Origin of the sequence: Streptomyces sp. NPDC085946, assembly GCF_044540485.1 — a bacterium.
Lineage (GTDB): Bacteria > Actinomycetota > Actinomycetes > Streptomycetales > Streptomycetaceae > Streptomyces.
On the sequence record NZ_JBITSF010000003.1, the window covers coordinates 265,695 to 277,349 of the forward strand.

Annotated in this window: 10 protein-coding genes and 2 pseudogenes; 7 read left to right on the forward strand and 5 right to left on the reverse strand. The window is 76.1% G+C overall.

Features of this window, described 5'->3' with window-relative positions:
* Positions 1-5 precede the first annotated feature (5 nt).
* Positions 6-1,364 carry a glutamine synthetase family protein gene (locus tag ACIF8T_RS09135; RefSeq protein WP_400032768.1) on the reverse strand — a complete coding sequence of 453 codons (1,359 nt, stop codon included), beginning with the start codon at positions 1,362-1,364 and terminating at the stop codon, positions 6-8.
* A 117-nt stretch (positions 1,365-1,481) separates the two neighbouring features.
* On the opposite strand from ACIF8T_RS09135, the gene ACIF8T_RS09140 reads away from it, so the two are divergent.
* The gene (locus tag ACIF8T_RS09140; protein WP_400032770.1) at positions 1,482-2,219 is read left to right on the forward strand and encodes a FadR/GntR family transcriptional regulator; all 738 of its coding nucleotides are present in this window, start codon (positions 1,482-1,484) and stop codon (positions 2,217-2,219) included.
* Positions 2,220-2,292: 73 nt separating this feature from the next.
* Positions 2,293-2,973, forward strand: a pseudogene (locus tag ACIF8T_RS09145) (gamma-glutamyl-gamma-aminobutyrate hydrolase family protein); the annotation flags it as partial.
* Between the two features lie 76 nt (positions 2,974-3,049).
* On the opposite strand, the gene ACIF8T_RS09150 reads toward ACIF8T_RS09145, so the two are convergent.
* A complete protein-coding gene (locus tag ACIF8T_RS09150; protein WP_400032772.1) occupies positions 3,050-3,997 on the reverse strand; it encodes a LysR family transcriptional regulator in 948 nt (315 codons plus the stop codon).
* 166 nt (positions 3,998-4,163) lie between these two features.
* On the opposite strand from ACIF8T_RS09150, the pseudogene ACIF8T_RS09155 reads away from it, so the two are divergent.
* A pseudogene (locus tag ACIF8T_RS09155) lies at positions 4,164-5,078 on the forward strand (C4-dicarboxylate ABC transporter); the annotation flags it as partial.
* Between the two features lie 37 nt (positions 5,079-5,115).
* On the opposite strand, the gene ACIF8T_RS09160 reads toward ACIF8T_RS09155, so the two are convergent.
* Complete coding sequence (locus tag ACIF8T_RS09160; protein WP_400033106.1) at positions 5,116-5,868, reverse strand: helical backbone metal receptor; 753 nt, start codon at positions 5,866-5,868, stop codon at positions 5,116-5,118.
* A complete protein-coding gene (locus tag ACIF8T_RS09165; RefSeq protein ID WP_400032774.1) occupies positions 5,865-6,494 on the reverse strand; it encodes a helix-turn-helix domain-containing protein in 630 nt (209 codons plus the stop codon). Before ACIF8T_RS09165 ends, ACIF8T_RS09160 begins: the two co-directional genes overlap by 4 nt.
* A 401-nt stretch (positions 6,495-6,895) precedes the next feature.
* Here ACIF8T_RS09165 and ACIF8T_RS09170 point away from each other — a divergent pair, with 401 nt between their 5' ends.
* Together ACIF8T_RS09170 and ACIF8T_RS09175 are read left to right on the forward strand one after the other, a co-directional pair.
* The gene (locus ACIF8T_RS09170) at positions 6,896-7,825 is read left to right on the forward strand and encodes a 5'-3' exonuclease H3TH domain-containing protein (RefSeq protein WP_400033108.1); all 930 of its coding nucleotides are present in this window, start codon (positions 6,896-6,898) and stop codon (positions 7,823-7,825) included.
* A gap of 85 nt (positions 7,826-7,910) precedes the next feature.
* Positions 7,911-8,753, forward strand: a complete 843-nt coding sequence (locus ACIF8T_RS09175; protein ID WP_400032776.1) for a siderophore-interacting protein — start codon at positions 7,911-7,913, stop codon at positions 8,751-8,753.
* Between the two features lie 124 nt (positions 8,754-8,877).
* Here ACIF8T_RS09175 and ACIF8T_RS09180 read toward each other — a convergent pair whose 3' ends face one another.
* Positions 8,878-9,078 carry a hypothetical protein gene (locus ACIF8T_RS09180; RefSeq protein WP_400032778.1) on the reverse strand — a complete coding sequence of 67 codons (201 nt, stop codon included), beginning with the start codon at positions 9,076-9,078 and terminating at the stop codon, positions 8,878-8,880.
* Between the two features lie 155 nt (positions 9,079-9,233).
* Between ACIF8T_RS09180 and ACIF8T_RS09185 the strand changes: the two genes are divergently transcribed.
* Complete coding sequence (locus tag ACIF8T_RS09185) at positions 9,234-9,512, forward strand: hypothetical protein (RefSeq protein WP_400032780.1); 279 nt, start codon at positions 9,234-9,236, stop codon at positions 9,510-9,512.
* 989 nt (positions 9,513-10,501) lie between these two features.
* The gene (locus tag ACIF8T_RS09190; protein WP_400032782.1) at positions 10,502-11,449 is read left to right on the forward strand and encodes an RluA family pseudouridine synthase; all 948 of its coding nucleotides are present in this window, start codon (positions 10,502-10,504) and stop codon (positions 11,447-11,449) included.
* Positions 11,450-11,655: the final 206 nt, after the last annotated feature.

Sequence of the window (11,655 nt, forward strand, 5' to 3'; positions counted from 1 at the left end):
ACCTCTCACATGCGTTCGAAGGAGCGGCGCAGCTCCCAGTCGGTGACCGCGGCGTCGAAGGCGTCCAGTTCGACCCGCGCCATGGTGCGGTAGTGCGCGACGACCTCGTCGCCGAAGGCGGCCCGGGCGATCTCGCTGTGCTCCCAGAGCTCGGCGGCCTCGCGCAGGGTGGTCGGGACGTGCGCGAGGCCGGCGGTGTAGGCGTTCCCGGCGCAGGGGTCGGGCAGCGGGAGCTCGTGCTCGACGCCGTACAGGCCGGCCGCGACCATGCCCGCCACGGCGAGGTACGGGTTGACGTCGCCGCCGGGCAGCCGGTTCTCGAAGCGCAGGGAGCGGCCGTGGCCGACGACCCGCAGCGCGCAGGTGCGGTTGTCGTGGCCCCAGGCGACGGCCGTGGGGGCGAAGGAGCCCGGCTGGAAGCGCTTGTACGAGTTGATGTGGGGGGCGTACAGGAGGGAGAAGTCGCGCAGGGCGGCCAGCTGGCCGGCGAGGAAGTGGCGCATGACGCCGGACATCCCGTCGGGACCGGCCATGGCGCTGGTGCCGTCGGCGTCGGCGAGCGAGAGGTGGATGTGGCAGGAGTTGCCCTCGCGCTCGTTGTACTTGGCCATGAAGGTGAGCGACATGCCCTCCTGGGCGGCGATCTCCTTGGCGCCGGTCTTGTAGACGGCGTGCTGGTCGCAGGTGACCAGGGCCTCGTCGTAGCGGAAGACGATCTCGTGCTGGCCGGGGTTGCACTCGCCCTTGGCGGACTCGACGGTGAGGCCGGCGCCGGCCATCTCGTTGCGGATGCGGCGCAGCAGGGGCTCGATGCGGCCGGTGCCGAGCACCGAGTAGTCGATGTTGTACCGGTTGGCCGGTGTGAGCCCCCGGTAGTGCGCGTCCCAGGCCTGCTCGTAGGTGTCCTTGAAGACGATGAACTCCAGCTCGGTGCCGACCCGGGCGGTGTAGCCGAGGCCGGCGAGGCGTTCCAGCTGGCGGCGCAGGATCTGGCGGGGCGCGGCGACGACCGGGGAGCCGTCGTGCCAGGCGAGGTCGGCGACGACCAGGGCGGTGCCCTCGTTCCAGGGCACGCGGCGCAGTGTGGCCAGGTCCGGGTGCATGGCGAAGTCGCCGTAGCCGCGGTCCCAGGAGGACATCGCGTACCCGTCGACGGGGTTCATCTCGGCGTCGACGGCGAGGAGGTAGGTGCAGCCCTCGGTGCCGTGCTGGAGGACCTCGTCGAGGAAGAAGCGCGCGGCGAACCGCTTGCCCTGGAGGCGGCCCTGCATGTCCGGGAAGGCCAGGACGACGGTGTCGATCTCACCGCCCGCGACGAGGGCGTGCAGCTCCTCGACACCGAGCGGGGCTGTGCGGTCTGCCACGGGAGGGCCTCCTTCGGGCTGCTGCGCGGCACCGCGCACGCCTGGGCGCTTCTTGGGCCACGCCGGGAGCCCTAAGGTATTGCTGAGAACCATTGCTTGGGAAGGGGGCGCGGCCACATGCCGGACGAAGCGGACGGCCCGGTGGAGGACCGGCTGGCGCCGGTGCTGCGCCCGGTGCGCGCGGGCAACGGTTTCGAGGAGGCGCTGGAGCAGATCCTGCAGGTGGTCCGGCTGGGCCTGGTGCCGGGGGGCGGGCGGCTGCCGGCCGAGCGGGAGCTGGCGGAGCGGCTCGGGATCAGCCGGGTGACGCTGCGCGAGGTGCTGAAGGTGCTCCAGGACCAGGGCCTGGTCGTCTCCCGGCGCGGCCGCTACGGCGGAACGTTTGTGCTGCCCCGCCGGCCCGACCCGGCCGGCGAGGACGAGCTGCGGCGGCGGGTCGCCGGGGTCGACATCGAGGACGTGCTGCGCTTCCGGGAGGTGCTGGAGGTCGGCGCGGCCGGCCTGTGCGCCTCCCACGGCCTGACGCGGGAGCAGGCGGGGCGGCTGCGGGAGGCGCTGGCCCGTACGCACGACGCGCCGCTGGCCGACTACCGGCGCCAGGACACGCTGCTGCACCTGACGCTCGCCGAGCTGTGCGGCTCGCCGTCGCTGACCGCGCGGTACGCGGCGGTGCGGGCGACGGTGAACGACCTGCTCGACTGCATCCCGCTGCTGGTGCGCAACCTGGAGCACTCGCAGCGGCAGCACACCGCCCTGGTCGGGGCGGTGCTCGACGGGGACGCGGACGCGGCGCGGGAGACGATGCGGGAGCACTGCGCGGGGACGGCGGCGCTGCTGCGGGGTTTCCTGGCGTGAACGCCGCGCCGTCCGGGGATGATCCTTCCCGTGTCTTCAATGGTCCGGACGCAGTCCATTGCGGGGAGGTCGCATGGCGGGCAGGCCGCTGATCGGTGTCAGTACGTACCTGGAGGCCGGGGCGCGCTGGGGGGTGTGGGAGCTGGAGGCGGCCCTGCTGCCGGCCGGGTATCCGCGGCTCGTCCAGGCGGCCGGCGGGCTGGCCGCGATGCTGCCGCCGGACGCGCCGGAGCACGCCGCCGGGGCGGTGGCCCGGCTCGACGGGCTGGTGATCGCGGGCGGCCCGGACGTCGAGCCGGTCCGCTACGGCGCCGCCACCGACCCGCGCACCGGACCGCCGGACCGGGCCCGGGACGCCTGGGAACTCGCCCTGATCGGGGCGGCGCTGGCGGCGGGCGTGCCGCTGCTGGGCATCTGCCGGGGCATGCAGCTGCTGAACGTCGCGCTGGGCGGCACCCTCGTGCAGCACGTCGAGGGCCACGCCGAGGTGGTGGGGGTCTTCGGCCGGCACACGGTCAAGCCGGTCCCGGGGACGCGGTACGCCGGTGTCGTCCCGGAGGCGACGTCCGTACCGGCGTACCACCACCAGGCGGTGGACCGCCTCGGCGAGGGACTGGTCGCCTCCGCCTACGCCGAGGACGGCACGGTGGAGGCCGTCGAACTCCCCTCCGCCCCCTGGACCCTGGGCGTGCAGTGGCACCCGGAGATGGGCGAGGACGTGCGGGTGATGCGGGGGTTGGTGGAGGCGGCTTCCGGACGGGCGGCCGGGGCGCGCCGGTGCCCGGCGGCGCCGCCCGGCGGTGAGGGGGCCCCCGGGGGCGCCCTGGTCCCTACCCCCGGGTCAACGACAGCAGATCCCGCGCCGGGCCCGTCGGACGGTGCCCCGTCGGCCACACCGCGCGCAGGTCACGGGCGAGGGTGACGCCGTCCAGCGGGACCCGGACCAGGCGGCGCATGGCCAGTTCCTCGCCCACCGCCAGTTCGCTGAGGACCGCGGGCCCGGCGCCGCCGACCGCCGCGGCCTTCACCGCCGTGGTGGACGACAGCTCGATCAGGGGACGGGCCAGTCCCCCGAGGGCCGCGTCCAGGACCTGGCGGGTGCCCGAGCCCTTCTCCCGCAGGATGAGCGGGGTCGCGGCCAGCTCCCCGGCCGCCAGGGGGCGCCGGCGGCGGGCCCAGGGATGGGCCGGGGCGGTCACCACGATGAGACGGTCGTGGGCGACGACCGCGGAGTCGAGGCCGGGCGGCACCGTCAGCCCCTCCACGAACCCCAGGTCCGCCTCGCCCGACAGCAGGCGCTCCGCGACCGCCGCCGAGTTCCCCGCGAGCAGGGACACCGCGGTGTCGGGCCGCTGCGCGCGCAGCGCGAGCAGCCAGCCCGGCAGCAGGTACTCGGCGATGGTCATGCTGGCCGCCACCCGCAGCCGGGAGTCGCGGCGGTCGCGCAGCGCCTGCGCCCCCGCGTCGAAGGCCTCCGCCGCCTCGACGATCCGCCGCGCCCAGTCCGTCACCAGCGCACCGGCGTCCGTGAGCCGCGACCCCCGCGGCGAACGGTCGACCAGCGCCACCCCCAGCTGCCGTTCCATCGACCGGACCCGGCTGCTGGCCGCCGGCTGCGTGATGCCGAGTTCCCGCGCCGCCCCGCCGAGGCTCCCCAGCCGCGCCACCGCCAGCAGCAGCTCCAGCGCCCCGAGGTCGGGGACCCGGTGGGCCAGCGAACCGGTCACCGCGGCGCGGGCGCCGGCCGGGTCGTGCGTCGTGCCGTCCGTCCTGCTCATAAATCCAGCTTATGCCGCCATAGAGGCGGACTCCCTGGTGGCGGCCGTCGGCCCCGACGACGGTGGAGCCATGGTCACCGCAGCCCGGCCCCTCCCCCGTGCCACCGCACGCGCTCCGCGCGCCGGATCGGTCCGTCACCTCGGCCCGAACTGGTACGCCTCCGTCATGGGCACCGCCGTCGTCGCGACCGCCGGAGCCGGACTCCCCGTGCGCGTCCCCGGACTGCGCACCGTCCTCGCCGCCGTCTGGGCGCTGTCCCTGGCCCTGCTCGTGGCGCTGCTCACCGCCCGGGCACTGCACTGGGCCCGCCACCGCGACCGGGCCCGCGCCGGGCTGCGCGATCCGGCGACGGCCCCGTTCTACGGCTGCCTGGCCATGGCCCTGCTGGCCGTGGGCGGCGCCACGCTCGCCGTCGGCCGGGACTGGATCGGCGTGCGCGCCGCCGTCGCGCTGGACGCCGTGCTGTTCGGCGCCGGCACGGCCGTGGGGCTGGCGGCCGCCGTGGCCGTGCCGTACCTGCTGACCGTGCGCGGGGCCGGGCCGGGGCGGGCCACGCCCGTCTGGCTGCTGCCGCTGGTCGCGCCGATGGTGTCCGCCGCGACCGGGCCGCCGCTCGCGACGCACCTGCCGGCCGGGCAGCCCCGGCAGGCCCTGCTGCTGGCCTGTCTCGCGCTGTTCGGGCTGAGCCTGCTGGCGACCCTGCTCGTGCTGCCGGTGGTCTTCGGGCGGCTGGTCACCGGCGGGCCGCTGCCCCTCGCGCTCACGCCGACGCTCTTCCTGGTGCTGGGGCCGCTCGGCCAGTCCACCACCGCCGTCGGCCACTTCGCCGACGCGGCGCCGGGGACCGTACCGGCGCCGTACGGTCAAGGGCTCGGTCTGCTCGCCGTGTTGTACGGCGTGCCCGTGACGGGGTTCGCGCTGCTGTGGCTGTGCCTCGCCACCGCCCACGCGGTGCACGCCCGGCGGCTCGGGATGCGGTTCTCGATGGCCTGGTGGGCGTTCACCTTCCCGGTCGGCACCTGCGTCACCGGCGCGCAGGCGCTGGCCCGGCACACCGGTCTCGCGGCCTACGGGTGGCTGGCCCTCGCGCTGTACGCCGTGCTCGTCACCGCCTGGCTCACCGTCGCCGCGCGGACCGTGCGCGGGCTGGCCGGGGCCGAGCTGCTCGCAGGGCCTCGCCCAGCACCCGCGGTGCCTCGGCCAGCGACGGCCCGTACCACGTCAGGTGCCGTCCGCTGACGAGCGCGCAGGCCAGGCCCGGGAAGGCCTCGGGGCCGTCGTCGGCGGTGAAGCGGTACGGCTCGTCGGGGAGCACGACGACGTCCGGGGCCGCCGCGCGCAGTTCCTCCAGCGGGACGCGGGGGTAGCGCTCGGGGTGCGCGGCGTGGACGTGGTCGACGCCCAGGCGGGCCAGCACGTCACCGGCGAAGGTGTCGCGGCCCAGGACCATCCAGGGGCGGCGCCAGATCGGCACGACCGCCGTCGTACGGGTCTCCGGGGCCGGGAGCGCCGACCAGGTCCGCTCGGCCTCGTCCAGCCAGCGGGGCCGGGCGGCCGCTCCGCAGGCGTCCAGGACCCGCGCCAGCTCCCGGAAGGCCTGGGGGACGTCGCGGACCTCCGTCAGCAGCACCTCGGCACCGGCCGCGCGCAGGGCGGCCAGGTCCACCGCGCGGTTCTCCTCCTCGTTGGCGATCACCAGGTCGGGGGCGAGGGAGACGATCCGGCCGACGTCCGGGTTCTTGGTGCCGCCGACGCGGACGGCGCCCAGACCGGCGGGGTGCGTGCACCAGTCGGTGACCCCGGCCAGGGCGTCGGGGACGGTCCGGGCCACGGCCTCCGTCAGGGACGGGACGAGCGAGACGACCCTCACCACGGCGGTCCGGTCGTCCCCCGGCCCGGCCGGTCGCGGTCGCGGACCGCCTCGATGTGCTCGGCGACGGCGACGACGATGACCCGGGTGTCCGACTCCGTCGCCCGCCACCGGTGCCGCACGCCCCCGGTGAGGTAGAGGGTGTCGCCGCGGCCGAGCCGGTAGGCGCGGCCCTCCGCCTCGATCTCCACGACGCCGTCGGCCACGTACATCAACTGGTCGTTGCGGTACTGGAACTCGCGGCCCGGGTCGTGGTCGCCGGTGAACTCGGAGGCGTGCATCTGGTGGTGGCCGCGGACGAGGGAGCGCACCCGGGAGTCCAGGAGCGGCGGCTCGACGGGACCCCCCGCGCCCCCGGCGCCCTGCGGGCCCTCCGACCGCACGACGTCCACGCTGCACGCCGGGTCGGCCGCGGCGAGGAGCTCCACGGCCGTCGTGCGCAGCGCGTCGGCGACCTTCTCCAGCGAACTGCGGCTGGGGCGGGCCCGTTCGTTCTCGATCTGGCTCAGGAAGGGCACCGACAGGCCGCTGCGCTCGGCCACGACGGCGAGGGTGAGGTCCAGGGCGCGACGGCGCCGCCGCACGGCCGCACCCACCCGAAGGGGCTGCTCTTTGTGGTCGCCCATCGCTCCGGCTCCCTCCCTCGCCTCTCGATCCGCTCCGTCGGGGGTTCCTTGCACCCTACGCATGTTCGGCAAACCGTTTCATGCGCCCGTCACATCGACGACACACGCCGTTGGGCACGACCCCCCACTTCGCGCCAGTGGATCACCTCGTCCCACCGCGCCGGACACGGCCCCCTCCCCCGGGAGGAACGACCCGCTCGTGCTCTTCTGTTCAATGCGCCCGCGGTCCTCCGTGTTCCCCCGCAGCGCCGCGGCCGGACCCGGTGGCGCTTCGTGGTTGTCCGAATCCTTACCGGACGCGTGTGCCGCCCGGGGCGGGTCCGGCCCCGCCCCCTCGCCCGCGGTACGCGCGGGCCGCCCCCGGTCGCGCGGCCGGAGCGCTGTCGGTGCCGTACGGCATGATGCCTCGGGTGACCGGACGACTGATGCTCCTCGACACCGCCTCCCTCTACTTCCGGGCCTACTTCGGCGTCCCGGACTCGATCAAGGCCCCGGACGGCACGCCCGTGAACGCCGTGCGCGGCCTGCTCGACTTCATCGACCGCCTGGTCAAGGACCACCGGCCGGACCACCTGGTGGCCTGCATGGACGCCGACTGGCGCCCGCGGTGGCGGGTGGAGCTGATCCCCTCGTACAAGGCGCACCGCGTCGCCGAGGAGCACGCGGCGGGCCCGGACGAGGAGGAGGTGCCCGACACGCTGTCCCCGCAGGTGCCGGTCATCGAGGCCGTCCTCGACGCCCTGGGCATCGCGCGCGTGGGGGTGGCGGGGTACGAGGCCGACGACGTGATCGGCACGTACACCGCGCGGGCGGCCGGCCCGGTGGACATCGTCACCGGCGACCGGGACCTGTACCAGCTGGTGGACGACGCGCGCGGGGTGCGCGTGCTGTACCCGCTCAAGGGCGTCGGCACCCTCCAGACCACCGATGAGGCGGTGCTGCGTGAGAAGTATGGGGTCGGCGGTGCCGGGTACGCGGATCTGGCGCTGCTGCGCGGCGACCCGAGCGACGGCCTGCCGGGCGTGCCGGGCATCGGCGAGAAGACGGCGGCCAAGCTGCTCGCGGAGTTCGGCGACCTGGCGGGGATCCTCGCCGCGGTCGACGACCCGCGGGCGAAGCTGACGCCGTCGCAGCGCAGGCGGCTGGACGAGGCGCGGCCGTACCTCGCGGTCGCCCCGAAGGTGGTCAGGGTCGCGTCCGACGTACCGCTGCCGGACGTCGGCACGGCACTGCCGCGCGCTCCGCACGACCCCGTCGCGCTGGAGGCGCTGGCGACCCGCTGGGGCCTGGGCGGATCGCTGGAGCGTCTGGTGGCGACGCTCACGGCCTGAGGGGCGTTGACCTGGCGTCCGGGGAGTGTGGGGCAGGAGGGGATGCTAACTTAGGTATACCTAACCAAGCGACAGGGAGGTCCTCATGGCAGAGCGACCGGGACGCCAGCCGCGCAGGCCGCACTCCGCGCAGGTCGTGCGCACCGAGCGGCTGACCCCCCACATGCAGCGTGTGGTGCTCGGTGGCGAGGGCCTCGCCGACTTCGCGGCGGACACCTGCACGGACCACTACGTGAAACTCCTGTTCCCCGCCGAGGGCGTGACCTACCCGGAGCCCTTCGACGTGCAGCGCATCCGCGAGGAGTTCCCGCGCGAGCACTGGCCGGTGACCCGGACGTACACGGTGCGCCAGTGGGACGCCGAGCACCGGGAGCTGACCCTGGACTTCGTGATCCACGGCGACGAGGGCCTGGCCGGCCCGTGGGCCATGCGCGTCCGGCCGGGCGAGACGGTGTGGTTCATGGGTCCCGGCGGCGCCTACGCCCCCGACCCGGACGCCGACTGGCACCTGCTGGTCGGCGACGAGAGCGCCCTGCCCGCGATCGCCCGCTCCCTGGAGGCGCTGCCGCGCGGCGCCCGGGTGCACGCGTTCGTCGAGATCGCCGGCCCGGAGGAGGAGCAGAAGATCGACTCCGACGCGGAGGTCGGCTGGCTGCACCGCGGCGACCGCCCGCACGGCCAGGCCCTGATCGAGGCCGTGCGCGCCCTGGACTTCCCCGAGGGCCGGGTGCACGCCTTCGTGCACGGCGAGGCGCACTTCGTGAAGGAGCTGCGCCGGCTGCTGCGGGTCGACCGCCAGGTGCCGCGCGAGGACCTGTCGATCTCCGGGTACTGGCGGCTCGGCCACACCGAGGACGGCTGGCAGGCCTCCAAGCGGGAGTGGAACGCGCGGATCGAGGCGGAGCAGGAGGGCGCGACCGCCGCGTGAGACGGGCGGTGGCCCGCGGCGGGCACCGGCACGGCCGGCCCGGTCCCGCGCCCGCCTGCCGTGCGGGACGCACGCGAAGAGGGACGCGCGGCGCCACGGGCTCCGAGCGTCCCCCGGGGTCGGTTCAGCAGTAGTAGTCCGGGACGATGAGTTCGAGCAGGGGCAGGCCGAGCAGGTTCAGCCCCAGGTCGTTGTCGAGGCACTTGTCGTCGGAGAGGCCGCTGGTGGCCGGGAGGAGCCGGGGCTGCTCGTCGGCGGCCGCGGTGCCGCCGAAGACGGCGGCGCTGAGGGCGAGGGCGGAAAGCACCGTTGCGGTGCGCTTCATGTGCTTCATGGTCACAAACTAGACATTTGTCTACGCGACACGCGCACCTCCGCCGCGCCGGTCGGGTGAACACCCGGCGCCGGGAGTCACCCGCGGGGAGGGACCGGCACGCTTCGCCGCGCATGTCGGGATTCCGCCGCTTAGGATCCCTATGCGTGGCACACACCTTCGATGAACTGGTCGCGATGCAGCGCGCGGCGGACCAGGCGCACAACAGGGTCGAGGAGCTGCGCAACCAGTACGGGTCACCCGCCCACACGTCGTGGACCAAGGGCCAGTCCGCCACCTACGAGACCGCCTGGCGGGCCTGGCGCGACCTCGACCGCGACGCCCGGCTCGCGGTGACCGAGTACGCAAAGGACCAGGGCACGTCCCGGCGCGAGGTCGAGGACGCCCTGCGCCAGGCCGTACGCCATCCCGAGGCGGAGACCTGAGCCGCCCGGACCCGCGCGAGCCACCCACGGGCCGGAAGCGGACGCGCCTGCACGGCCGCACCGGCCTCCGCCGGCCGCACCGTCGCCGCCCGGCGGGTGTCCCTCGAGACGGAGCCCGGCGGCGGCGTCACCCGCGCCGACCGCCGGGGCCTGTGCGTCGGCGAGCGGGCGCCCGCCTTCTTCGGCCTCGGTCTCGCGCTCTCCCCTCCGGACAGCACGACGGCACCCTCACCGCCCCCGCCGGCCGGCTCCACCGCGTCGGGACGCCCGGCTGACGTCCGCCCGCCCGTCCGCGGACCCCGCCGGCTCCGGCCCGTGCCCGCGGGCCCGTCGGTCGTCCCGGACGCGGACGTGCAGGTGCCTGTCGCGCCGGCCGCGCGGATGCGGCACGGCGTTGCGCCCCGTGTCCTCCGGGGCGAAGCCACCCGGGGCGGCGACCCGGCAGGACGTCTCGTTGCGGACGGCGTGCCGGAGGCCGGGCCGGTGGACGCCGCGCTCGTCCAGGACCCGGCGGGTGAGCGCGGTGGTGGCGCGGGCCGCGCCCCCCTGTCCGCGGGCCTCCGGTACGGTCCGTGGGCCGTCTCGGCCGCGCCGTCCTCCCGCACGGTGTCCCGCAGGGCCACCCGCCCGGGCAGGCGGCCGGTCCCCGCGCCGACGGCCGCCCGCCGGGCCTCGCGCTCGGCGTTCCGGGCCCGCCGCCACTCGGCGATCCGGCCGCGGACCTCCTCCCCGGAACCGGCGGCGGGGCGTGCCCCCGGTGGAGCGCCGGGCGGTGGGACGCCCGGTGCGCCGCGGGCGCGTCCGCCCCGCGCCGGGAACGCGGGACGAGCCCGCCCCCCGTGGGGATCGTGGGCTGCGGGGCACCGGGGAGCGCGCCCGCGGGAAGGACCGGGCCGGTGGGGTCCGGCGCGGGTCCCGTCCTGCCGGTGCGCACGGGCCGCGACCACCGGTTTTCCCCCGCCGCGCACGGCCTCGTACGCTGGCTCGCGATGAGACGCCGCACCCCGCCCCCGCCGTCCCCCCTCCCCCAGCGCGACGGGGTCGATCCGGTGCGGGTGCGGCTGCCCGCCACGGAGGGCTGGGCCACGGTCCGCGAGCACCTGGTGGAGCGGCTCGCGGCGGGTCCGGGCGTCATCGACGCGATGTTCGGCGCCGGGCTGATCGTCGGGGCGGACGGACGGGCGGTGGCACCGGACGCGCCGTACGCGCCGGGGATGTTCGTGTGGTTCCACCGGGACCTGCCCGAGGAGGTGCCGGTGCCCTTCCCGCTGGAGGTCGTGCACCGGGACGAGCACATCGTGGTCGTGGACAAGCCGCACTTCCTGGCCACCACCCCGCGCGGCGGTCACGTCGCCCAGACCGCGCTGGCCCGGCTGCGCCGGGAGCTGGGCGTCCCCACGCTCACCGCCGCGCACCGCCTCGACCGGCTCACCGCCGGGCTCGTCCTGTTCACCGTGCGGCCCGAGGAGCGCGGCGCGTACCAGACGCTGTTCCGCGACCGGCGGGTGGCCAAGGAGTACGAGGCCGTCGCCCCCTGCGACCCGGCGCTCGCCCTGCCCCGGACCGTGCGCAGCCGGATCGTCAAGGAACGCGGGGTGCTGACCGCCCGGGAGGTCGAGGGCGAGCCGAACGCGGTCAGCCGCGTCGAGCTGGCCGAGCGCCGCGGCGACGGGCTGGGCCGCTACCGGCTGGTGCCCGCCACCGGGCAGACGCACCAGCTGCGCGTCCACATGGCCTCGCTCGGCGTGCCGATCCTCGGCGACCCGCTCTACCCGGAGGTGACCGGTCCGGTGCCGGCCGGCGACTTCCGGCGTCCGCTCCAACTCCTGGCGCGCTCGCTGGAGTTCACCGACCCGGTCACGGGCGAGGCGCACCGGTTCCGCAGCACCCGGGTCCTGGACGCATGGGCGTCGTACGACACCTGGGCCGGCGGCTGAGCGCACACCGGCCCCCGGGCACCGTGGCGTCGGCCGATCGCCGGCTCACCGAGGGGCCCCGCGGACAGCCGTCCGCGTCCCACGGAGCCACCGCGAACACCCGCCGTCGCCCGGCGGGCGCGGGCGGCCGCCGGAGGCGGGGGGGCAGCGGCCCGGGCCCCACGCCTCCGGCATGCGGGCCGCACGGGTCGGCGGGGGCGGCACCC